The following is a 24211-nucleotide window of genomic DNA, read 5'->3' on the forward strand; positions in this document are numbered from 1 at the left end:
ACTCCTTATAGGTCAACCTACGAACGACGAATGACCTCGGTCACGACCTCGGACACCGTAGCGATATTTGTCGGATTGACGTTGTACGGCAGATCGTCCTCAGTGTGAGCGCATGCCAAACGTGGGCCGTCGACGCCGGCAATGGTAAGGGCGCGTCGGCTTGCCTCGAGAGCAGCATAGGCATCGGTCTTGGCATAGGGCATCTCAAATGCACCGCAATCGACATGGAACGACTTGCACACCTTGTTGACCAAGTTCATGATGCGTCGGTCACCCTTGAGCAGCTGCTGCTCGCCCTCGACCGTCACGACCGAAAGCCTACCGGCACCAATGGACTCAAGGTTGATAAAGAACACGCCGCGGAGCTTGTCGCGATGCGCGGCCAGGAACGCCTTCATGCCGGCGCCGTCGCAATCGGAAGCGCCTATAGCCACAAACCAGATGTCGTGGCCAAGCAGCTCGTCATCGCCCATGGAGGCAACGGCAGCGAGCATATCCTCGGCGGAAGCTCCATCGGAAGACGTGGCACCGCCCTTCCAGCCGTCGTCGTCATCCTCGAAGTTATCCCACGAGCCGATACCGCGACCAGACTTCTTGGCGTCGTAATCATCCTCGACACCAAGCCAATCGCTCATGCTGTCCTGCTCGTTTTTCTTTTTGCGACCGAACAGACCGCCCAAGCCGCGCTTTTGCGGCTTGGCGGCCGGAGCGGCAGGAGCCGAGATAGTCTCAAGCGGCTGAACATCCGAGCTGACCGGCATGGGGGGAACAACCGGAGCCGATGTGGGCTCGGGCCCCTGTGCCGTCGCGAAGGGATCGTTAACCTGAGCCGAAGGGTCGGGAAGGTCGAACAGCGAGGTGCGCGAGGCGACATTGGCCTGCTGCATCGAAGGCATCGAGGGATCGGGGACCGAGGCCAGCGGAGACGCAGAGGGCATGGGAGCCGGCGCGGATGCCGGGTCGGGAACGTTCATGTTCGGGCGCGGCGACGCCTGAGACGAGATTTGAGCCATCAGAGCATCGACCGTCTCGGCCTGCGACGGAGCAGCATTGGCAACCGTGGCGCCGGGATCACTCGGCGCGGGCATGGTGAAGATCTGCGTAGAGTAGGGCCTCGACTCATCCGCCTGCGGAGCTTCGGGGGCCACGGGCTCAGGCTCTTGCTCGGAGCTGTCCGCAGCGACCTGTTCCGCCACAGATTGATCCTCGACCGTATCGGGCGCAGCGGGCTCGTCCTCGACAGGAGCGGAAAGGGGCTCGGCGATAGCGGTGCCCTGCTTCTCAAACGTCATCGTGGCATCAAACGACACAGTGCTGTCGACCGGCTGTTGGGTTTCGAAAGTCGCCGTCTCCCCGGCAACATCCGCAGGCGAAGGCTGCGGCGCCTCGAAAGACGTCGTGGCGTCGGCAACATCAACAGATACCGGCTGCTCGGCGTCGTTTTGCTCAAATTCCTGTGCCGCGCGCTCGCGCTCGGCCTCGGCCGCCTGTTGCTGGGCTGCAGCCTCGCGCTCGGCTGCCTCGCGGGCAGCGGCGCGCTTTTCCTCAAAGTCGTCAACGAGTTTCTTGCCCTTTTCGAATGCCCCCTTAAAGAAATGGGAGGCGCTGGCACCGATCGAAGAAAACGCGGAAGCGATATCGGCATGGGGCGTCGTCACCGGAAGCTCGGCAGAAAAATCGGTGTCGCTCTCGTAGGACACACGCTGCGGATACGCATCGTAGTCGTCCTCGGTATTATCGAGCTCCTCGGGCGCCGGGGCAGGCGCCATGACGTCCAGACCGGCTGCGGGATCGATAGCAGTCTCCGCATCGGCTTCCGTCTCGACGGCATTGGCCTCATCGGGCTGCGCAGCCACGACCGGATCGGGCTGGGGCGCGGGCTCGAACGTCGGCTCCTCGCCCTCTTCGTAATCGAGCGTACAGGACTCGGGAAGCATTCCCAGGGCACGGATGGCATCCGAGCCAAACCGGATGTTGCCGGCGGCATTGCGATAAAGCTTGGGCTCGGGCTCGGCCTGCTCGGCCGCGGCAGGCTCCTCTGCCGACTCGGCAGCGGACTCGTCTGCAACGGGCTCCTCGGCCGGAATATCTTGGACCTGGGACTCGGGTGCAATGACGCCAATCAGGGTCTCGTCGGCAGAAGCACCTTCGAATCCATCGATTTGCTCATCAAAAGCCTCGCCCTGCTCACCCTCGGGAGCGACCGGCTGGCCATACTCATCCTCGGTATAGGCAGGCTCTTCGTACTCGATGGTATTGCCGTAATCGTTTTGCTGCTGGGCCGCGGCGTACTCGGCTGCCGCGCGCGCCATCTCCTCGGCGCGACGCTTCTGCTCGCCAAAATACGTGTCAAACGGAATATCGTCAGGGAACTCGTTCTCACCCTGATAGGGGGCGACGTTATCCATGACACCCAGCATGGCGGCAACAGAGGACTTGTTGCAAACCGAGCCGGACGTGTAGGGAAGGACAAAACGATTGGAAATGATATTGGCGGCATTGGCGAGCGCCACGAGGGAGGCAAGGATCGCGACAATCCACAGCAGGACCTTCAACGCGCCGGGAAGCGGCAAGATGCGCAGGATGGCAATAGCCGCGGGAGCAATCGTGGCAATCGGGAGCAATTTGGCGATCAGCGCTCGGTACGGCGCATAGGGCTCGCGAGCGAGCAGTTCGGCGCGCGGGGAGTCATAGTGCGCGACGACGACAACCGGGCGATTGCGCGGAGAGGCAAGCGGGCCCGACGCCTTGTGGTAGGCGATGACGTTTTGGCTCACGCCCGTCTTGCCCAGGCGCGAGATCACGGGACGCCCGGTTCTCTCGAGCACATAGAGCACGGCTCCGACAATGGCCAACAGGGTGCCGACTAAGCCGATACCGCCACCGATGCCCATAAGCAGGGCACCGGCGAATGCCAGAATGCCCGTAACGGCAAACGCCATCCTGCTCGGCGCGGGAGCATTAAACTCCTGCACCTCGGGATCAAAGCCGTGGTTGCGGAAAATTTGAGCGATATCTTCGGCAGCCAAGCGCTCTTCTTCGCTGCACGCCGGCGTGATGCCAGTGTTCTGCAACAGGTGGTTAATATAGTTCTGGGTGTTCGCCATATGCGCTCCACATCCATAATCCGACAAATAGGCCCAATGTATGCACATTAGAACCGTATATAGTCGAAAGTATACCCCGAGCGGGCGCAAACGGCCGAATTCTGGGCATCTTAACGCCCCAAGCGGACAAGGATATAGCCTAATCTCCATATCGGACTAAAATCATGGCATCAAACACCTTCCCATGCGAGGATTCTATGACGGCAAGCGATACAACCGTAACGAATAAAAAGGGGGCGCCGGAACCCGGTTTCGACAAGACCGCCCAGCGCATCCTCAATCTGTTCTTTGTCCTCAACAGCTCTCCCGAGCCATTGACCACAGAGCAAATTGTCCTGGATTCCGATCTTGGCTATGGGTCGGGCAATATCGACTCGGACAAGCGCAAGTTTCGCCGCGATCGCGAAAAACTCCTCGAACGCGGAATCACGATCAAGGAAGTCCGCGCAGCAGGCGCCCAAGAAACCGAAGAAAGCGCGTGGACCATCGATCGCGAGCACACGTTTGCGGCCGGTGGCCTCATCACCGCAGACGACGCGGACATCTTGCTCGACGCTATCGACCAGACCCTTGCGACCGGTTCGGCCGCGTTTGCCACGCCGCTTGCAGACATACGCTCCAAGATCGCCTACCTCACCGGCGCATCGACCGCAGAAGAGCCTCCCGCCCGTCGCTTACCCGCCGTCGATGCGGTGTGGAGCGCTTTCGCCGAACGCTGCGCACTGCGCTTTTTGTATCAAAACGGGCACGGGGAGCAAAAAGAGCGCACCGTCTGCGTATACGGCATGTTTGAGCACGAGGGTGTGGCGTATTTTTGCGGACTCGACAACGCCACCGATGAAATCAGGACGTTTCGCTGCGACCGTATCGTTCGCGCATGGCGCCCCTCGAAGGCCTACTCCATCCCCGCCGACTTTAACCTGAACGATCGCCTGTTCTTCGAGTTTGATTTTGCCGATTGCAAGCCCGTTATGGCGACCTTTTCGTTTGCCCCACAAGCCCAGGCCGACATGGTCAGCGGCCTAACGCGCGGTCGCGGGGAGCTCACGCACACCGAAGAGGGTTGGACCTGGACCGTCGGCGTGCGCGACCTTAATGCCGCTGCCTCGTTTTGTATGGAGCACGCCATGGACGGCATGAGACCCGTTGCCCCCGATGCACTTAAACTGGCGTGGAACCACCTCATCGAAAGGACGGTGCACGAGCATGCCCGTGCGTAAACTCACCAGCGAGCAAAGGCTCTCGCGTGCGATTGACATCATGGAGGCCCTCTACGCTGCCGGTGAGACCGGTATGACACGAGGGGATATCTGCAGCCGTTTTGATATCACGGGTGCGGCGCTCGACGAAATTATCGATATCGTCTCGACCCTCGCTGACCGTGAGTCGGGCGCACGCATCATCTGCGAGCGCCACGGCGAGTGCATCATCCTGACAGGCGATGCGGGGCGTGTGCTGCCCTTGCGCCTAAGTGCCGCCGAAGGTGCCGTGCTCAACCACGAACTCGAATCGATGGGAATCGACTCTCGGGCAGCAGAGCGTATCCGACACGCCCTCCTACCCGAGAAACTCGGCTACAACCAGCGCGTCGTCGATACCGTTGCCCGAGGATCGCACTGGCAACAGCTGAACTGCGCGATTCAAGACGGCGTTCGATGCCGCATCATCTACCGTTCGATGGACGACACACGGCCGCGTGAGCGTCTCATCGACCCCCTGCGCATCGCGACGCATGGCGACCAAACCTATCTGATTGCCTGGGATGTCGAAGTCGACGAGCAGCGCTCCTACCGCATGGACAAAATCGAAGGCCTTACCCTTACCGACGATTCCGTGGAGCGCCACGCGCCCGCGTCCTTGTCCCTCCACGAATCCCTTTCCCAAGCGGAGCAGAGCGCAAAACTCCTCATGCCGCTCGACATGGCAGAGCGCCTAGACTGGGCCGGCATCATGTCGATTGAGCCAAACGGGGCAGACATGGCGACGGTGACCGTGCGTTATGGGTCAGAGCATTGGCTGTTCTGCCAGGTAATCGCAGCGGGCGGAGCCATCCGCATACTGGATGACCCCGCCCAGGCATTGCGTCTATGCGATATGGCGAAGAGCCTGACCTGCCCGCTTTAACGGCGTCGCTCGTGGCGTGCACGCCACAGCTGCAAATAATGACCGATCTGTGCCGACTCGATACGCTGGTAGGAAGTCGTGGGCAGCGACGTCAAGAACTTCTTGCCGTAGCCCTTTGTCACCAAGCGCGGATCTGCCAAGATGAGCACACCGCAATCAGTCGACGAGCGGATGAGACGGCCGGCGGCTTGCTTGACTTCGAGCACCGCCTCGGGCAGCGAGTAGCGCGCCCAGGCGCGGTCTTCGCGCAGGTTGCGCTCACACGAAAGAGGATCCGTGGGGCTCGAGAACGGCAGCTTGGGGATAATGACGCAACGCAGTGTCTCGCCGCTGGCGTCAAAGCCCTCCCAAAAGGCCTTGAGCGCAAAGAGCGATGAGGTCGGCTCGTTGATAAACCGATCGCGCAGGCGACGCGGGGACGAGTTGCGCTGCTGGCAATTGAGCTCCAGGCCCGCTCGCGCCAATTTGGGCTCGACACGGGCATACAGGTCCTCCATGTCGCGCCTGTTAGTGAAGAGCGTGAGCACCGATCCACCCATGGCGAGATGGGCATCGACCAGCACACGCTCGAGCGCCGACAGATAGTGCTCGCGATCGCGCGGATCGGGAATGTCCCCCGCCACGACCACGGCCATATTCGAGTCAAAGTCATAGCTCGAATCCAGGTGCAGCGATGAGGATGTCGACTCACCGATGCGATCGAGGCCGACAGCATGGTTGAAATGCTCAAAGCTCTTGGACACCGTCATGGTCGCCGAAGCGAAGATGGCCGTGTGCACTTCGGGCAGCCACTCGTTCGCCAAGGCCTCGCCGATATCGATGCGCTCGGCGGTCATAGACTCCCCGCCCGCGCGCAGCCGACGGTTCACCTGCAGCGAGTACACATAGTGCTCATCCGTACCCTCAATGATGAGTTTGAGGTTCTCGTCCAGCTCGTGCAGACGGCGCGAAATGTCGCCTAGGTCGACAACGACCTCGGGCTTATCGGCGGCGACGGTCTGCACCAGCGCGTCTACGCTTTTATCCGCCTGGTCCAGCGCATCAATTGCGGTATGGGCCGACTGCAAAAAATCGTGCCAGTCATCCGACTCGCGCAGCTCGGGGCCAATCCACAGATTCGCGTTATCGTAGCTCCCACGGGCGCGACGGCCGAGCTCGCGCACACCATCGAACACATCGGCAATCGCCATGCTCGCGCGGGCAACCGTCGACGTCGCTTTGGCGGTGAGTCCCAGGTAGAGCGTGGAGCCCTCGGAAGTGGCCAGGTCACGGGAAACTTGACTCAGCGCGCCGGCACTCGACCCACCCAAGCGCTCAAACAGCACGCGCGACTCATCTGCCGAAACCACGCGCGCCCATTGGCGACGGGCCTCGCGCTCGATGGAATGGGCCTCGTCGACCACCCAGTGACGAATCGGGGGCAAAATCCTCCCCTCGGCGGCCACGTTGCGGAACAACAGAGAATGGTTGGTGACCACCACGTCGGCATGTGCCGCACGACGGCGCGCCCCGTGGACCAGGCATTTGTCAGGGAAGAACGGACACAGACGACGAGCACACTCGCGCGAAGCCGTCGTAAAGTCGGGACGGTTGACGCTGCGCCAGCGAATGCCGAGCGAATCGAGGTCGCCATCGGCAGATTGGCACACATACGCCATGATTACCGCAACCGCCGTGAGCGTGTCAGCAGGATCGCGCTTGGTGGTGATCTCAACCTGACCACGGCTCATGCGCTCGAGCTTGCGTAGACACGGATAGTGGTCATAGCCTTTGAGTGCACAAAACGACAGGCCCCCGTCCAGCTGTTCGGCGAGCTTTGGCAGCTCATGGTACATAAGCTGGTCGGCAAGATTATTCGATTTGGTCGCGATACCAACCGTGATGTTGTTGCGGCGTGCGGCCTCGGCAAAAGGCACCAGGTAAGCCATCGATTTGCCGACGCCCGTCCCCGCCTCAATCACGCGATGCGTTCCCGTAACGAGCGCGTCACGGACCTCGAGCGCCATCGCGATTTGCTCATCGCGCGGCTCGTACGTGGGATACATGCGATTGACTAGGCCACCGGGGGCATAATCCGCCTCGATCTCTTCACGGCTCGGCATCTTAAGGACCGGCAACTCGTCCGCATCAACGCGATCGTCTGCACGATCGGCCTTGAGCACGTCAGCACGAGCGGCGCTGAGCGAAAATATCGAACCCGGGTTCTGGCCGGCCAAAAAAGAAAAAATGGGGCGATAGGACCAAGGCACGTCCGCGTGCATGTCCGCCAAGCGCGCCATAAGGCCCGAAGGCAGGTCGGTAAGCGCAACCAACAGCACGCGCCACACACCGCACAGGGCATCAACGTCTGCGTTCGCGCGATGCGACACCGAATCGCACCCAAACAAGTCGGCCATAAAAGACAGCTTGTGCGAGGCCAAGCGCGGAAGTGCGATGCGCGACAGTGCCAGCGAATCGATCCAGATGTCGCTGACGTTGACACCGCCCTTGACCGACTCGATAAACGAACGGTCGAAGGTGGCGTTATGCGCAATCACCGGGCAGCCGCCGACAAAATCGGCGAGAGCGGCCACGGCATCGACGGCCGATGGGGCATCCACCACATCGGCGTTTGTAATGCTCGTGAGTTCGGTAATCTCGGCGGGAATCAGCTGCTTGGGGTGCACGAAGGTATCGAACCGGTCGACGATCTCGCGGCCCGAAAGACGGGCAGCCGAGATCTCAATCAGTTCATTGTCCTGCACCGAAAGACCCGTGGTTTCGGTATCGAGGACGATAACATCTTCCTCGATGAGACCAAACGATTGGGTTTTGGCACGCTCGGCAAGCGTGGCATAGGAATCGATGACAAACTGCGGCGTTCCCGACGAAACAGCGTCCTCGATTAGCATGCAACGCCCGCTCGACGAAGTCCCATACGAATCAGACTGTCACAGACCTGTGGGAACGTCATGTCATCGGTGTGGCGAATCTCATCCGGATACAGCGACGTATCGGTCATGCCGGGAATCGTGTTGGTCTCGAGGATGACGGGGCCATCCTCGCTCACGATAAAGTCGCTGCGTGAAATGCCCAGGCAGCCGAGTGCCTTATGGGCCGCGCAGGCAAGTTCCTGGGCACGTGCATAGTTTTCGGGGGAAATCTGCGCCGGAATGCGATGGATATCCGTGGGGTCCACATACTTCACGTCCAGATCGTAGAACTCGCAGTCCTCGGGCTTACGGATCTCAACAATCGGCAGGGCGCGCACGTCATCCTCGCCGTATACGCCGACGGTAATCTCGGTACCCTCGATGCACTTCTCGACCAGCACTTTGTCGCCGTACTCAAACGCCTTGGCGATTGCCGCGGGTAGCTCGGAGGGCTCATGGACCAGAGAGATGCCATAGCTGGAGCCGTTGACGGCGGGCTTTACAAAGCACCGCTCGCCACAAATCTCGACGATACGATCGATATCGACCTCGTCGCCCGCCTCAAGCGCCAGGCCGGGGGCAATGGGGATGCCCGCCTTGGCATACAGAAGCTTTGAAACCTCTTTATCGGCGCCACATGCGCTGGCGAGCACGCCTGACGCCGTGTAGGGGATACCCAGCGTCTCCATGGCCCCCTGCATGGCGCCATCCTCGCCGCCGGCGCCGTGCATGGCGATAAACGCCACGTCGAAGCCACCGGTCGCCATAGTCACCATAAAGTCATCGGCGGCGGTGTCGAGCAGCTCCACCGAGGTGTAGCCGGCCTCCTTCAGTGCCTCCACGACATTCTTTCCAGAATTGAGCGAAATCTCGCGTTCGGCGGAATGGCCGCCCGCCAAGACCGCTACGTGCATGTTCTCTAGGCTTTTACCCGGCATGGGCAGACTCCTCCTCTATAATTCCTGCAGCTGATACCATATTGTAGCGATACCCTCTACGTTTCCCCAAAATCGAAAGGCTTCCATGAATCCCAGGACTAAATCTCAAGACATTCGCGACTTGAGCCAAAACGATATTCGCGAACTTGTCGCCGAACTCGGCCAACCCGCTTTTCGCGCAAAGCAGCTCATCGAATGGGTTTTTGAGAAGAACGTTTGTTCGTTTGATGACATGACAAACCTTCCCAAGGCCTTCCGCGAGCAGCTGAAGGAGGCATTTGCCTTCGACACGCCGACCGAGCTCACCAAGCAGGTGTCTAAGGATGGCTCTCGTAAATACCTGCTCGAGTATCACGACGGCATCTCCGTCGAGACCGTCGGCATGCCTCGTCGCAACAAGCTGTCTGTCTGCGTATCTACCCAAGCGGGCTGTGGTATGGGCTGCGCTTTTTGCGCTACCGGCCTGAACGGCCTCAAGCGCTCACTGACCGCTCAGGAAATCGTTGACCAGGTACTCCACGTTTCCAACGACTTTGGTGAGCGCGCGACGAGCGTCGTGTTCATGGGCCAGGGTGAGCCTTTTGCCAACTATGACGAGGTCCTCAAAGCACTACGCATCCTTAATGACCCTGACGGAATCGGTATCGGAGCGCGTCATCTCACCGTCTCCACCAGCGGCGTTATTCCTGGTATCCGTAAGTTTGCCGACATTCCCGAGCAGTTCACGCTCGCCGTCTCGCTGCACTCCGCCATTCAATCCACCCGCAATAAACTCATGCCGGGCGTTAAGAAGTACACACTTCTGCGCCTTCACGAGGCCCTTCAGCTCTACACCGAAAAGACCGGCCGCCGTCCGACATACGAATACGCCATGATCGAGGGCGTCAATGACACAAACCCCGAGATGCAGGCACTCTGCGACTTCTGCGAGGGCACGCTGTGCCACGTCAACCTGATCCAGCTCAACGATATCGAGGGCAGCCCTCTCAAGCCGTCGCCGATCCATAAGGTTGAAGACCTTCAGCGTCGTCTTGAGTCCCGTGGTATTGAGACCACGATCCGCAACTCTCGAGGCAACGATATCGACGCCGCTTGCGGCCAACTCAAACAGCGCTTCAAGGTCCAGAAGAACGTGTAGGGGAGAACAACCTAAACGTTTCATGTGAAACATCGAACAGCCCCGGTTGCCTAATTGCAACCGGGGCTGTTTCATATCTATCAATAATCTGTATCGCTCAGTTGTTCAACAATTTTTCGTACGAAATAAGGGACCCCATTCTGGCGTTCAGAGAAGGACCCCTCAATAAAGGATAGTAATTGTTAGGTACCTAAAAGCCTACATTTTCCCATTGATGATTAACCCAATCTTGATTAATCTTCGGATTCTTAGTTACCTGAGCAGTACGCATAGCGACATCCTCAGTCATAACATCCATTTTCTTTTTGGACGTATCGACGATATCCTGCGCTCCGCGAAGCAGACGACCACGCAATTCATCATCTGTTGCGACCTTAAATCCTGCAAATGCACCAACCGCTACAGTTGCAGCCAAAGCAAGAGCAGTCAGAACTCTATTCTTCATCCTGATCTCCCTGGTCAAATTGAATCATCTCGCCAAGAATGCGAGACAGCTCTTCCTCATCCTTAAACTCGATCTCAATCTTATTTTTGCCACGCGAGCTCTTCACTCGAACATTTGTGTTAAACACCTGACGCAATACACGTGCTGCCTTTTTAAAGGACTGAGGCGTGGCAGGTCGGGGCGTCTTAGGCGTCTCTCCGGCAGAAAACAGTGGAGCAAGATTTTCTGTCGCACGGACAGACAATCCCTCTGCAACAACCTTCTCAGCAAGCTTAATGCGCGCATCTTCATACGGAACAGCAAGGATTGCACGAGCATGACCGGCGGCCAGCCTTCCTTCGAAGATCATCTGCTGAACTACCTCTGGAAGATCAAGCAAGCGCAACGAATTGGTGATTGCAGAGCGAGACTTGCTGACAGCCTTTGACAAGGCTTCTTGAGTCATACCGCTTGAATCGATGAGCTGTCGATATCCCTTAGCCTCTTCGACGGGGTTAAGGTCAGAGCGCTGAAGGTTTTCAATCAGCGCGAGTGCGAGCATTTCCTCATCATCAACGTCCTTAATGATGACGGGGAGCTCTTCAAGGCCAGCAAGCTTTGAAGCCTGATAACGGCGTTCACCCGCAATAATCTCATAACCGTTACCGTGCTTGCGCACAAGAAGCGGCTGCAGAACGCCGTGCTCCTGGATTGACTCACTCAGCTCGCGAAGTTCAGTCTCATTGAAATGAATTCGTGGCTGATTTGGGTTCGGAATGATATCTTCGATTGGAAGTTTAGTTTCTGAAGCGGCATTTGATGCTGATGTTGCAGATCCACCAGTCTCATATTCAGCTTCCGAGACCAGTGCGTTGAGACCACGACCCAAGCCGCCGCGCTTCTTAGGACTAGGCACGCTTAATCACCTCTTTAGCAAGGTTCATATACGCCTTTGCACCCTTATTCTGTGGCGCATAGGTAATTACAGGCTCACCGAACGACGGTGCTTCTGAAATTTTAACTGTACGTGGAATCAAGGTCTTGAATGCCTTGTTGCCAAAGTACGATTGAACCTCTTCCACAACCTGGTTCGAAAGCGATGTGCGCGAATCGTACATAGTCATAAGCACGCCATAAGTATCAAGGCTCTTATTCAGGCGCGTTTTAACCATTTTCATCGATTCAAGCAGCTTTGTAACACCTTCAAGTGCGTAGTATTCGCACTGAATAGGAATCAAAACACTGTCCGCAGCTGTTAACGCATTAATGGTTAGCAAACCAAGCGATGGCGGACAGTCGATAAATATAAAATCAAACTCATCCTGAACAGGCTCAAGCAGATCCTTTAAGCGAGTCTCGCGGGCAATCGCACTGACAAGTTCGATTTCCGCACCCGCAAGCTGAATAGTAGCCGGAATTACAAATACCTTACTGCAATTTGTATCAAGAATGAGTGATTCTGCCGGGACATCGTTCAGCAATGCATCATAGATACAGTGATTGAGCTCTTCTTTCTCGATTCCAAAACCGCTCGTGCTATTTCCTTGCGGGTCAAAATCGACAATTAATGTTTTTCGGCCCAGTTCACCCAACGCTGCTGCAAGATTTACAGCTGTGGTGGACTTACCTACGCCGCCTTTTTGGTTGATGATAGCAATGATGCGCGTGTCTTTTGCGCTCTTAGAACGCTTAACGTCGCGAAATCCCACGGTCCCTCCTTGTGTGTATTAAAGCTGTCAAACGGAGGATGTTTCACGTGAAACATTCCGATTCGACATCGACTGCTATGTTTCACGTGAAACATATCGACTCGACACTATCCATTATGTTTCACGTGAAACATCTAGGCAAGCGGATTCTTTTTTGCCATACCATTAGCACGCGGAAGAGAAACTGATGCCTGACGAGTCTTTTTAAGGATAATAAATTCGCGGTGACCCAGACCATTCGGCAAATCGAGATCGTCTGTCATGAGAGTGGTAAAGCCACATATCTTTGCAGCAGCAAGACCCGATTGAAGCTCCTTATCCGAGGGATTCCCCTTTGTAACAACAAAGAGGCCACCATCTTTTAGAAAAGGAGAGGCATACTCAACGAGAACCGGTAATGGCGCGAGCGCACGGGCGGTCACAACTGCAAATTGCTTCTTATGAGTTCGGGCATATTCCTCAAGACGAACGTGAACGGCATGAGCATGCTTAAGGCCAAGCTCCTTAACAAAGGAATTAACAGCATCAACTTTCTTGCCAACCGAATCGATATACACCGCTTTACGACCACTCGCAATGGTCAATGGAACACCTGGAAAACCAGCGCCGGTACCCATATCAAGCAAAGCGCCTTCAGGAGCTTTGCTAATATAGAACAGTAAAACAAGTGAATCCAGAATATGGAGAACGGCAGCGTCTTCAATATTTAGGATACGCGTGAGATTAATACTCTTATTGGCCTCAAGAACAAGATCAAGATGTTGGATACAGACACGAAGGTTTTCGTCGGAGACCTTCAAAGAATAGTCTTTACAATACGAAATAAGACGGCTCAACATCTGGCTTGCCTGCTCATCAGTTAGCACAAACAAGACGACTCCTTTCTGACAAAAATCAGTGTATCAAGAACTTTTGACAAAAAAAGGGGACGTGGAAACCACATCCCCTTAGCATAGACTCGAGAAGCTTATCGAGCAACAATCACAACATGGCGATCGGGATCAGAGCCCTCAGAGTGTGTGTCGACAGCATCGTTGCCACGAAGGGCAATATGGACCAGTCGACGTTCATAGGCATTCATGGGCGGCAGGGAAACACTCTTATGAGTGCGAATAGCACGCTCGGCGGCGGACTGGGCCATAGATGCAACCTTGTCCTGTCGACGGCTCTTATAACCCTCAACGTCGACGACGACCGGATACCTAAAGCCAAGCTTGCGGCTCACCAGCAGCGAGAACATAACCTGAAGGGCATCGAGGGTACGTCCGTGACGACCAATGAGAACAGCAAGATCCGGAGCGGTTACGTCCAGAATCAACTCACCCTCATCGCCCTCATACTCATCGATGGGAGAGTTCGCCGCATCGAAGTGCGAAAGGATGGAACGCAGAATGGAAATAGCCACATCGGCAATGGTGTCGAGCTCCTCATCGGTCAGCTCTTCACCAGCCTTGTAACGCTGTGCAATCTCGGGATAATCGCCCGCGACCTGCGGGGCAACCTCCTCAAGCATATCCTCGACGATCTCTTCAGACATAACGAACTCCAAAAGTTAGGTACCTAAATAAGAATAATGTCCCACTACTTTTTCTTGTGCGGGCGCGGCTTCTTCTCGCGACGAGTAACCTCGACCTGCAGCGGAGCATTCTTAAGACGCTCTTCCTCATCGGCCTTGGCCTTATCGATAACCTTCTGCGTCACGAAGATCTGCTGGACAACCTGCCAGGCGGAAGACACGTCGTAGTACAGCAGAACGCCGACGGGCAGGCTCCAGCCCATCCAAAGCATCATGACGGTCATCACGACGGCCATCATGCGCATGCTCTGGGCCTGCTGACCAGTCTGATTACGCGACATATACAGCTGCGGAATCAGGGTCAGGACGGCAAACAGGATCAGGCAAACCAGCGCAGGCAGTGCAACCATAAAGCCTTCGGCAAAGGAAGCGCTCGGCGTGGTGGTCAGGTCGGGCAGGATGTTGAAGAACGAGAACGTGCCGTCGTTAAAGTACTGCGGCAGGTTGCGCAGCAATGTAAACAGGGCGAACAGGATAGGCATCTGAATCAGCAGCGGCAGACAGCCAGCCATGGGGTTGAACTTGTTCTCGCTGTAGAACTTCTGCATCTCCTCGGCCTGACGCTGGGGATCGTCGGCATAGCGCTCCTGGATCTCGAGCATCTTGGGCTGCAGCACCTGCATGCGAGCCGTCGACTTGGTCGACTTGAGCATAAGCGGCGTCAGCAGCAGACGGATGATGACCACCAGGATGATGATGGACAGGCCCCAGTCGACCGCAAAGGTCTGGATGAGCTTGAGCAGCTCGAAAAGGATGTTAACGATCCAATCCCACATGTAAGTTTTCCTCCGATAGCGAGTGCCCGCTAGGGCACAGGGTCATAACCGCCGACGTGCAGGGGATTGCAACGAGCGATGCGCCTCACGGCAAGCCAGCAGCCTCTCAAAACACCGTGCTTCTCAATCGCCTGGATGGCGTATTGCGAGCACGTTGGGTAATAAATGCAGGCGTCAGGCAATAAGGGCGAAATAACCTGTTGATATATGCGAATAGGAGCGATGGCAACACGTCGCAAAACGTGATTGCTCATCGCTCCTCCCCGGCAACGCCGGCGCGCTTCATAAGCGAACGCAACGCCTTGTCCATCTCCTGCGGCGAGGAAACCCTCGTCTTGGGAGTTGCAAACAAGATGATGTCATAACCCGCAACGGGAAATCCGCAGCTGCGGGCGGCCTCGCGCATCACACGCTTAGAACGGTTGCGCACAACTGCACAACCGAGCCGTTTAGCACCAACGAAGGCGACCCTTCCGGAGTCGCCTTCGCCAACCGATTCACATATGGTCATTCGAATCAGAGGGTGATTGAAACGACGCCCCTGACTGAACACATGCTCGAAATCTTGCCGAGACTTAATAGTCTTCATGCGAGATGTGTGTATCGCTGCTAGACAGTGAGACGCTTGCGGCCCTTGGCGCGGCGACGGGCGAGCACGGCACGACCACCCTTGGTGGCCATACGGGCACGGAAGCCATGGGTCTTGGCACGCTTACGCTTATTAGGCTGATACGTACGCTTCATCTTAAGTTCCTCCTGCTGCATTTCGAGTGTCCGCGGGGACGCGGACGCAGATATAGACACGTGAGCTTGAAGATTGTAGGGAAATCAATGTTCAAATGTCAAGAAATCAAAGGTAAAAGGTTGCGCAGTTCACACGGTTCCCCCATAAGCACAACCGAAATTTGCGCCTCATGGCAACCTTTCACGATATTTCATCGAGTTTTCAACAGGTCATGTTGGCAATGTTGAGAACTTTTCACCCGTTTTCCAAAGTTTTCAACAAGTTTTGAAAAGTTGTCGAAAGATGAGAAACGTTGCACGGTGAGCTACTATTTGTTCGAAACCTTTTGAAAGATTGCGAGCGGCATGTCTGACGACTTTTACACCATGGTCGATTCCGGAGACCCGGCACCCGACAACGAGCACATCACCGGCGTGCGCGAAGAGCGTGCGGAAGGCGAGCAGACGACCACGCAGGCGCCAAAAGCCATGTACGCCGCGCGCATCGCCGTCTATGACGACATGCTGTCGACACCGCGGGTGATCGTCATTGATCCGCAAGATGTCCGCACGTATTTGGAAGAGACGACCAACACCGTCTACCAGTGCATGAAAGAACAAGGTGGCCATATCTCGCTCATGGTCATCCGCGAGATTGTCGAAAACTTTATCCACGCACACTTTGCCGAGCCCATCATCTCGATTCTGGACGGCGGAGACACCATCCGCTTTGCTGACCAAGGACCCGGCATCGACGACAAGGAACGTGCTTTCGACTTTGGCGTTACCAGCGCAAACAGCAAGATGAAGCGCTATATCCGTGGAACCGGAGCAGGGTTTCCCATGGTGCAGGAGTATTTGGAAAACGCCGGCGGTGCCGTATCCATCGAGGACAACATGGGCAACGGCACCGTGGTTACGGTAAGCCTGAACCCTAAACGCGTGCAGGAAATCGAGCGTGCCGGCGGACGCGGCGCTGCCGTGCGGCCCGAGACGGAGCAGCCCACATATCCCCTGCCGGGAGCTTTTGCGCAGCAGCCCGTGGCAACGCAGCAGATGCAGCCCCCCGTGGGACAGATGCAGCAGCCCGGAATGCTTCCCACACAAGAACCCCAGGCGGCATCTATGTCGATGCCGCCAAACATGCCAGAGGCCATGCCGCTGGCTGATCAGGATGCAGCAGCAATGCAGCAGGCGACGGGGGCGCCGGGTGGCCAGCAAATGGGCTATCAGCCGTACCAACAGGGATATCCATATCAGCAGATGCCGCCACTGGGGTATGGCCAGCAGTTCCCGCAGCAGTACCAGCAGGGATATCAGCAGCCGTACCAGCAGATGCCGCAGCAGCAGTACAACCCCTGGGCCCAGCAGACGCCTCCGCAGCCTTACCAACAGTGGCCTCAAAGTTTTCAACAGCAAATGCCGCCGACGCAGAGTTCTCAACAACCAGCAGCTCAAATGATGTATCCTAATGCAGTAAATCAGTATGCACAGCCACAACCGGACGTGTTCGTAAGCGATCGCGGCAACGCCGCGCTGGGCTATCTGGCGCAAAATCAAGCGTGCGGCGCAACCGATCTTGCGAGGGCGTTTGGAAACTCGGCCCCCACTTGGTCACGCACGCTCAATGACTTGGCGCAGGCCGGCTTGGTCATCAAGCATGGCCAGAAATACCATCTGACCGAACTCGGCGCCGCTCGCGTACGAGCTCAGAGCTAAAGAACGGGAGAGACAGTGGACGAGGAAGCAAGCATCATCCTGGGGGATGCCATCGCCTTTTGCCAGCGCGACGGCCAAGATGCACGCCTCATCAACATGCTGGGGCAATCGCGCGCCATAAGCCTGACCGAAGATACGCTCACGATCGAGGCCCCCTCGCGCTTTGCCATCGCGCAGCTCAAAAAGCATCAGCCGACTATTGAGGCCTATCTGGAAGAAATCGCCTTTGCACCGATTGCTCTCGACATCGTGGCACCGCAAGGCGCCGCGACGGAATCCGCTGCCGCCACGGCGCCCGCCACGGCTCCCGCTGCTTCCCCGGCGGTGCCGGCCTCCGCAGGCGATGTGCCGACAATCGAGCACCAGCACAGCGATGTTTCCCGTGAAACAATGGCACCGTTGACGAGCGCGGCGGCGACGTCAACGAACGCACCCGTCACGCACATGCCCATCGCTCACGACGCAGCGGCGGGCGCGGATTCGGGCATTGCAATCAAGAACACGCTCTCGGCCGACGATTTTCGTCGCATGATGAACCAGATGAAGGGCGGAGCGCCGACTAAATCCACGCAAGCTGCGGCCCCCGCTTCACCCATGCCAGCACCGACCGTGCCGGCCGAGCAGAATACGGATGGAGCCCCGCTCGCCGCGAACTCAAAATTTACCTTTGAGAACTTTGTCTACGGCCCCGAGAACAGCCATGCCTATCGCTCGGCACTCAAGTTTGCCGCCCTCGCGGACGAGCGCGGCACATGCACATCCCTGTTCATCTATGGCAAATCGGGGCTGGGCAAGACCCATCTGCTGCTCGCCATCAAAAACGAGCTCGCCGAGAAGTCGCCCGAGATCAAGGTCAAGTATGCCAACTCCCAGGCATATCTGGACGACCTGATGACCGAGTTCGACCGTCAAAAGAAGAGCAACGCCCCCATCATGCAGGCGTACCACGGCGTGGACGTGCTCATCATCGATGACATCCAAAACATCATCGGCAAGCGCGCGAGTGTGGACTACTTTTTCCAGCTCATGGACGAGTTCATCCGCAACAACAAGAAGGTCGTCATCGCGGCAGACCGCGCCCCCAAGGACCTGAGCATGGACGAGCGTCTGACCAGCCGCTTCAACGCCGGAATGCTCTGCCTGGTCGCAGAGCCCAGCTACGAGATGAAATACAAGATCTTGCAGCGCTATTACGAGAACACCATCGTCGCCGCTCCCGAGGCGGGCGACGACTCACTGCTGGCGGCCTATGGGGGCGACGGCGGGCACCTGACCGACGAGCACTTTAAACACATGGCCGAGGTCTCGGGCACCAACATCCGCGAACTCGAGAGCTTTTGCGAGCGCTGCGCCGGCGAGGCGGGCGACCGCGAGCGCGAGGGCGGAGAGCTCACCTTTGACGATATCGACGCCATCGCCAGCCAGTACTTCGACACATCGGCCAAAAAGATCAACGTCCAGACGGTTCAGTCCGTCATCGAAGAGCAGTACGGCGTGACACACGAGGAGCTCATCGGCCCGCGTCGCAACGCCAATATCGCCAAAGCACGCCATATCGCTATCTACCTGGCCATCGAGATGTGCGAAATGACGACCACGGCGGTGGGCGCCGAATTTGGCAACCGCAACCACTCGACCGTCAGCACGAGCTACAAAAAGGTCCAGAAGATGATCCAGGAAGACCGCACCGTCACCGAAGACCTCAAGTCGCTGCGCGATAAAATTACACTGCGCTCGTAGGGAAATAGAGACACCTGTTGAAAACTTGTCGAAACCACGGGCATAAGGTGTCTAAAACCCAACCCGCGGTGATGAAAAGTTTTGCGCAGATTTTGAACGTGGAAAACCACCCCTGTTGCACACAGGTTGCTGTCGATTCTCTTTCTGGGTCTGACCTGCGTCTTTGGGAATAATCAACAGTTTCGTCAGTGCTATTACTATTATTAAGATATTTATATCTATAGAAAGGTATTAAAAGATGAAGTTCACCGTCAGCCAGAGCTCGCTCACACAAGCCATCGGCGTCGTTATGAAGGGTGTCGCTTCGGCATCCACCCTTCCCATCCTGTCGGGCGTGCTCGTCAAGGCGCAAGACGGCATCTTGGAATTCCAGACCTCTAACTACACCATCTCGATCCGTCATCGCATCGCGGCGCATGTCGAAGAAGAGGGCGAGATGGTTATCCCCTGTAAGATGCTCTCCAATATCACCAAGACCCTCCCCGATGCCCCGGTCACCTTTGAGCTGTCCGAGCGCCAGGTGCTGATTGGTTGCGAGAAGAGCTCGTTCCGCCTGAACACGCTTGATGCTAATGACTTCCCCGAGTTTCCGGCCTATGCCATCGAGAGTGCCGTGGAGCTGCCGACCGATATCTTGTCCGAGATGGTCGGCCGCGTGTGGCGCGTCACCTCGACCGACAAGGCCCGCCCCATCCTGGGCGGCGTGCACATGAAGGTCGAGAACAACACCGTTCGCCTGGTGGCGACCGATTCCTTCCGTTTGGCCGTGTGCGATACGCAGGTCGAGACCTCGACCCTCGAGGGTTCCTTTGAACTCAACGTTCCGGCTGACGCCTTTAACGACGCGCTGAACATCATGGCCAGCCAGGCGACCATCATGATCGGGGCTACCGACACCCAAGTCGTCTTCGAGGCCGGCAACACCACCTACGTGTCGCGTCGTATCGAGGGCGTGTACCCCAACTACAAGCAGCTCATCCCCGATTCGTGCGTGACGAGCGTCAAGATCGACGTCGCCGCCCTTAACGCCGCCCTCAAGCGCGTGGCTGTTATCGCGAGCGCCAACCCCGCCGTCAAGTTCGAGATCGATGTCGAGAACGGGCAGATGGGCCTGTCCTCCATCTCCAATGACCAGGACCTTGCGCAGGAGACGATCGATGTCGAGGCCGAGGGCGAGTCGGGCACCATCGCCTTCAACTACCACTACATCTTCGGCTGCCTCAATGCCCTATCCAAGGAGAAGGAGATCACGCTGGAGCTCAAGAGCTACTCGCAGGCGGGCATCTTCAAGTCCTACGACAAGATCAACTACCTGTACCTGGTCATGCCGGTCCGCATCTAGCGTTGCGCCATGACCATGTTCGCCCGCGATCTTTCCGTCGCGCACTACCGCAGCTTCGATAGCTATCGCCTTGCCCTGGACGAGGGCGTGACGATACTTGCAGGACCCAACGCGGCGGGAAAGACCAATCTCATAGAGGCGCTGCAGCTGCTGACGAGCGGCGCCTCGTTTAGGCATCCGACCGCAGCCGAGCTCGTTCATGACGGCGTGGGCTCGTGCAGGGTCGAGCTGAGGCTCGAGGGCGACGGCCGCGTGCTTGATATGGGATTGAGCGCGGAGGACGGTAAGCGCTCGTTTAGCCGCAACGGCAAGAGATGCTCTGCCGCCGGTGTGCGCGGGGTTCTGCCGAGCGTGCTGTTTTGCCCCGACCATCTGGACATGGTTAAGCGGGGCGCCAGTGTGCGCCGCGCCGCCCTCGATGACTTTGGCATGCAACTGAGCGCACGCTATGCCGATCTTGCGAGCGCCTATGGGCGCTGCGTGACCCAGCGCAACGCCTTGCTCAAGGAGACCTGGTGCTGCCGTGAGATGCTCGGCGCGTGGAACGATTCGATTGCCCGCGCGGGCGCGGCTCTGCTCGTGCACCGGTTGGCCCTGCTCGACCGGCTGGCGGGCCATGTGCGTACTGCCTACGGGCAAGTGGCGTCCGGTGAAGCCGCCAACGTGTCCTATGCGTCCACGCTGGGGGATTTGCCCCAGGTCGAGGATCGCGAAGAGCTGAAGGGCTGGGCGTACGAGCGCATGCTGGCCGCCCTTGATGAGCACGCCGGCGAGGAAATTCGCCGCGGCGTGACGTTGGTGGGGCCGCATCGCGACGAGATTGAATTTACCGTGGCGGGTCGCTCCGCCCGTTCATTTGCCAGCCAAGGACAGCAGCGAACGTTGGTACTGTCCTGGAAGGTGGCCGAGGTGGCCGTGGCTCGCGATGTTCTGGGTACTGCTCCGCTGTTGCTTCTGGACGACGTGATGAGCGAGCTCGACGGCGAGCGTCGCGGCGCTTTCCTGCGGCTGATCGGCGATGATATCCAGACGGTCATAACCACGACCAACCTGGGGTACTTTACCGATGACCTGCTTGATCGAGCCAAGGTGGTGAGCATGGGTGAGACGTGCTAATTACGAGCGCGAGAGCGAAACGGTCGCCTTCAGTGGCTTTTTGAACGCAGAGCGCCAGCGCATCCTGGCGGCTGCGACCCCTGAGCGCCGTGCGCAGATGGAGGCCGCCGAGGAGTCGCGCGCGGTCTATCGCGCGTGGAACGCGGTGTGCTCGGGCACGCGCGAGGGGCGGCATGTGACGGGCCTGCGCTACCTGCCCGAGTCCAATGAGCTGCTGGTATATCTCGACTCGCCCTCGTGGACGCAGGAAATGACGTTGTTGCGCGAGATCATCCGCGCGCGCATGGAGCGCGCCGGTGCGCATGTGGACGGCCTGGTGTTCAAAACCACCGCGCCCGGTCACATGCCGCCCGCCGCCAAGGAGCGCCTTCGCCCAGCGACGACCGAGCGCCCGCCGGCCCCACACGCCGACCTCAGCGATGCCGAGCGCACCGAGATTGAGCGCCAAGTGGCGCCCATCGAAGACCAAAAACTGCGCGAGGCCCTCGAGAACGCCATGAGAGCCAGTGCCGAGTGGGCCAAGGGCGTGCAAAGCAAAAAAGAGCCTTAAATCGCATCTGGTGGCCTTGTAGAGCCAAATACCCTCGTTCCCGAGGGTATTTTTTTACGATAAACTAGTAAGGCTGTACACATTTTCTTGACTGAAGGAGGACGTGTGGCAAACGAAAACGATTACGATGGCGGCGAGATTAAGATTCTCGAAGGTCTCGAGGCCGTTCGTAAGCGCCCGGGCATGTATATCGGCTCGACGAGCGCCAGCGGTCTGCATCACCTGGTGTGGGAGATCGTTGACAACTCTGTCGACGAGGCCATGGCCGGTTTCTGCACCGAGATCCAGGTGACGGTCCACGCCGACAACTCCATCACGGTCGTCGACAACGGGCGCGGCATCCCCGTCGACGAGCACCCTGTTAAAAAGATCCCGACGCTCGAGGTCGTCATGACGATCTTGCACGCCGGCGGTAAGTTCGATAACTCGGCCTATAAGGTCTCGGGCGGCCTGCACGGCGTGGGCATCTCCGTCGTCAACGCACTGTCCAAGCGTGTGGTCGTTCAGGTTCGTCGCGATGGCAACACCTACGAGATGGAGTTCTCGCGCGGCAAGACCGTCAAGAAGATGGAGGTCGTGGGCACCTCGGATTCGACGGGCACCACCGTCACCTTCTGGCCCGACGACGAGATCTTCGAGACCTGCATCTACGATTTCGATACGCTGCATAACCGTCTGCAGGAGACGGCGTTCCTCAATAAGAACCTCAAAATCGTGCTGACCGACGAGCGCGAAGCGACTCCCCACGTGGAGGAGTTTTGCTACGAGGGCGGCATCATCGACTTCGTCAAGTTCCTCAACGAGGGCAAGGACGTCCCCGAGGCCTTTAAGGAGCCCATCTACATCGAGGGCAAATCGGACCCGGACGCTCCCGTGGCCAAGATGGGCGAGGTCGAGGTTTCCCTGCAGTGGAATAGCGGCTACGGCGAGAACGTCATGTCGTTTGCCAACGACATCTACACTCCCGAGGGCGGCATGCACCTTGAGGGCTTCCGCACCGCGCTCACCCGCGTGATCAACGACTACGCGCGCAAACAGAACCTGCTCAAGGAAAAAGACGCCAACCTGACCGGCGACGATGTGCGCGAGGGCCTTTCGGCCGTTATCTCGGTCAAGCTGCCCGATCCGCAGTTTGAGGGCCAGACCAAGGCCAAGCTCGGTAGCTCCTATATGCGCGCGCTCACGCTCAAGATCGTGACCGACGGACTCGCCGATTACCTCGAGGAGCATCCCAAGCCCGCTCGCGAGATCGTCAAGAAGGCGCAACAGGCCTGCAAGGCGCGAAACGCTGCCCGCAAGGCGCGCGAGGCGACCCGTCGCAAGAGCCTGCTCGAGACGGCGTCCCTGCCCGGTAAGCTCGCTGACTGCTCGGTACGCGATGCCGAGCTGACCGAGCTCTTCATCGTAGAGGGCGACTCGGCAGGCGGTTCGGCCAAGGACGGCCGTCGCCGAGACATCCAGGCGATTCTGCCCCTGCGCGGCAAGATTCTGAACGTCGAGCGCGTTGGTGACCATCGAGCGTTCTCGAGTGACACCATCCAGTCGCTGATTACCGCGATCGGCTGCGGCGTCACGACGAGTGCCGGCGACGGCGGCGACTTCGATATCACCAAGGCGCGCTACCACAAGATCATCATCATGACCGATGCAGACGTCGACGGTGCGCATATCCGCATCCTGCTGCTGACGTTCTTCTACAAGTACATGCGTCCGCTGATCGATGCCGGCTACGTCTATGTTGCCTGCCCGCCCATCTTTGGCATTAAGGTGCGCAACAAGATCCACTACGTGTATCCCAACGGCCGCCAGCCCGAAGACGAGATCCTGCGCGACACCATCCAGAGTCTGGGCCTGAACCCCGACGACAACGACGAGGACGGCAAGGCCAAGGACGGCAAGATCACCAAGAAGCGCAAGGGCTATACCGTCCAGCGCTACAAGGGCCTGGGCGAGATGGACCCCAAGCAGCTTGCCTCGACGACGATGGATCCCAAGACCCGCATCCTGCAGCGCGTGTCGATCGAGGATGCCGTGGTGGCAGACCGCGCCGTGCGCGAGCTGATGGGTTCCGAGGTCGGCTATCGCCGCGAGTACATTGAAAAACACGCGCACGACGCGCGCTTCTTAGACGCCTAACCTGTTCGGCTTTCCCAGCCACCGCACCTTCGCCCTCAATCGTCGGTCGCGTACCCAAGTACGCTTCCCTCCTCTTTCGAGCGAATCTGCGGCACCTGGAAAAGCCGTCTCCGTGGCAGGATGATTAATGGACCACGCAAACCATGAGGAGGTAACGTGGCAGACGATATCAACAATAACG

The 24211-nt window shown here is 58.0% G+C and carries 21 protein-coding genes; 9 read left to right on the plus strand and 12 right to left on the minus strand.

Features of this window, described 5'->3' with window-relative positions:
* Positions 1-17: 17 nt before the first annotated feature.
* Positions 18-3107 carry a M28 family peptidase gene (locus tag DW823_RS02250; protein WP_118080003.1) on the minus strand — a complete coding sequence of 1030 codons (3090 nt, stop codon included), beginning with the start codon at positions 3105-3107 and terminating at the stop codon, positions 18-20.
* A 164-nt stretch (positions 3108-3271) separates the two neighbouring features.
* Here DW823_RS02250 and DW823_RS02255 point away from each other — a divergent pair, with 164 nt between their 5' ends.
* Together DW823_RS02255 and DW823_RS02260 are read left to right on the plus strand one after the other, a co-directional pair.
* Complete coding sequence (locus DW823_RS02255; RefSeq protein ID WP_118080005.1) at positions 3272-4327, plus strand: YafY family protein; 1056 nt, start codon at positions 3272-3274, stop codon at positions 4325-4327.
* On the plus strand, positions 4314-5231 hold the full coding sequence (locus tag DW823_RS02260) for a YafY family protein (protein WP_158567247.1): 918 nt from the start codon (positions 4314-4316) through the stop codon (positions 5229-5231). Before DW823_RS02255 ends, DW823_RS02260 begins: the two co-directional genes overlap by 14 nt.
* On the opposite strand, the gene DW823_RS02265 is transcribed toward DW823_RS02260, so the two are convergent.
* Positions 5228-8122: a helicase C-terminal domain-containing protein gene (locus tag DW823_RS02265; protein ID WP_118080009.1), complete on the minus strand. Its 2895-nt coding sequence runs from the start codon at positions 8120-8122 to the stop codon at positions 5228-5230. The two genes, DW823_RS02260 and DW823_RS02265, sit on opposite strands and share 4 nt — an antisense overlap.
* Positions 8116-9081 (minus strand): D-alanine--D-alanine ligase, encoded by a 966-nt coding sequence (locus DW823_RS02270; RefSeq protein ID WP_118080011.1) that lies wholly within the window; start codon positions 9079-9081, stop codon positions 8116-8118. Before DW823_RS02270 ends, DW823_RS02265 begins: the two co-directional genes overlap by 7 nt.
* Before the next feature lie 85 nt (positions 9082-9166).
* On the opposite strand from DW823_RS02270, the gene rlmN reads away from it, so the two are divergent.
* Positions 9167-10219, plus strand: coding sequence for a 23S rRNA (adenine(2503)-C(2))-methyltransferase RlmN (gene rlmN / locus DW823_RS02275; RefSeq protein WP_118080013.1), 1053 nt, complete (start codon positions 9167-9169; stop codon positions 10217-10219).
* Between the two features lie 190 nt (positions 10220-10409).
* Here rlmN and DW823_RS02280 read toward each other — a convergent pair whose 3' ends face one another.
* The 9 genes from DW823_RS02280 to rpmH all read right to left on the minus strand — a co-directional run bounded on the left by DW823_RS02280 (position 10410) and on the right by rpmH (position 15448).
* Entirely contained in the window at positions 10410-10664 is a 255-nt protein-coding gene (locus DW823_RS02280; RefSeq protein WP_118080015.1) for a hypothetical protein, read from the minus strand.
* Entirely contained in the window at positions 10654-11559 is a 906-nt protein-coding gene (locus DW823_RS02285) for a ParB/RepB/Spo0J family partition protein (protein ID WP_199574310.1), read from the minus strand. The genes DW823_RS02280 and DW823_RS02285 overlap by 11 nt, the downstream gene beginning before the upstream one ends.
* A complete protein-coding gene (locus DW823_RS02290; RefSeq protein ID WP_118080017.1) occupies positions 11552-12352 on the minus strand; it encodes a ParA family protein in 801 nt (266 codons plus the stop codon). Before DW823_RS02290 ends, DW823_RS02285 begins: the two co-directional genes overlap by 8 nt.
* A gap of 134 nt (positions 12353-12486) precedes the next feature.
* On the minus strand, positions 12487-13218 hold the full coding sequence (rsmG, locus tag DW823_RS02295; protein ID WP_233542962.1) for a 16S rRNA (guanine(527)-N(7))-methyltransferase RsmG: 732 nt from the start codon (positions 13216-13218) through the stop codon (positions 12487-12489).
* Between the two features lie 101 nt (positions 13219-13319).
* Entirely contained in the window at positions 13320-13889 is a 570-nt protein-coding gene (locus DW823_RS02300; protein WP_118080019.1) for a R3H domain-containing nucleic acid-binding protein, read from the minus strand.
* A 44-nt stretch (positions 13890-13933) separates the two neighbouring features.
* The gene (locus tag DW823_RS02305) at positions 13934-14704 is read right to left on the minus strand and encodes a YidC/Oxa1 family membrane protein insertase (protein WP_118080021.1); all 771 of its coding nucleotides are present in this window, start codon (positions 14702-14704) and stop codon (positions 13934-13936) included.
* 29 nt (positions 14705-14733) lie between these two features.
* Positions 14734-14958 carry a membrane protein insertion efficiency factor YidD gene (yidD, locus tag DW823_RS02310; RefSeq protein ID WP_082222962.1) on the minus strand — a complete coding sequence of 75 codons (225 nt, stop codon included), beginning with the start codon at positions 14956-14958 and terminating at the stop codon, positions 14734-14736.
* Complete coding sequence (gene rnpA, locus DW823_RS02315; RefSeq protein WP_006236191.1) at positions 14955-15293, minus strand: ribonuclease P protein component; 339 nt, start codon at positions 15291-15293, stop codon at positions 14955-14957. Before rnpA ends, yidD begins: the two co-directional genes overlap by 4 nt.
* Positions 15294-15313: 20 nt before the next feature.
* A complete protein-coding gene (rpmH, locus tag DW823_RS02320; RefSeq protein ID WP_019127408.1) occupies positions 15314-15448 on the minus strand; it encodes a 50S ribosomal protein L34 in 135 nt (44 codons plus the stop codon).
* A 345-nt stretch (positions 15449-15793) separates the two neighbouring features.
* Here rpmH and DW823_RS02325 point away from each other — a divergent pair, with 345 nt between their 5' ends.
* The 6 genes from DW823_RS02325 to gyrB all read left to right on the plus strand — a co-directional run bounded on the left by DW823_RS02325 (position 15794) and on the right by gyrB (position 24030).
* Positions 15794-17146, plus strand: a complete 1353-nt coding sequence (locus tag DW823_RS02325) for an ATP-binding protein (protein WP_118080023.1) — start codon at positions 15794-15796, stop codon at positions 17144-17146.
* Positions 17147-17161: 15 nt separating this feature from the next.
* Positions 17162-18886, plus strand: coding sequence for a DnaA ATPase domain-containing protein (locus DW823_RS02330; protein ID WP_117848455.1), 1725 nt, complete (start codon positions 17162-17164; stop codon positions 18884-18886).
* Positions 18887-19124: 238 nt separating this feature from the next.
* A complete protein-coding gene (gene dnaN / locus DW823_RS02335; protein ID WP_117848454.1) occupies positions 19125-20228 on the plus strand; it encodes a DNA polymerase III subunit beta in 1104 nt (367 codons plus the stop codon).
* A 9-nt stretch (positions 20229-20237) separates the two neighbouring features.
* Positions 20238-21344: a DNA replication/repair protein RecF gene (locus DW823_RS02340; protein ID WP_117848453.1), complete on the plus strand. Its 1107-nt coding sequence runs from the start codon at positions 20238-20240 to the stop codon at positions 21342-21344.
* Entirely contained in the window at positions 21331-21894 is a 564-nt protein-coding gene (locus tag DW823_RS02345) for a DciA family protein (protein ID WP_117848452.1), read from the plus strand. Before DW823_RS02340 ends, DW823_RS02345 begins: the two co-directional genes overlap by 14 nt.
* A 105-nt stretch (positions 21895-21999) precedes the next feature.
* On the plus strand, positions 22000-24030 hold the full coding sequence (gyrB, locus tag DW823_RS02350) for a DNA topoisomerase (ATP-hydrolyzing) subunit B (RefSeq protein ID WP_117769723.1): 2031 nt from the start codon (positions 22000-22002) through the stop codon (positions 24028-24030).
* Positions 24031-24211: the final 181 nt, after the last annotated feature.

The organism is Collinsella sp. AM34-10 (assembly GCF_003469185.1).
Lineage (GTDB): Bacteria > Actinomycetota > Coriobacteriia > Coriobacteriales > Coriobacteriaceae > Collinsella.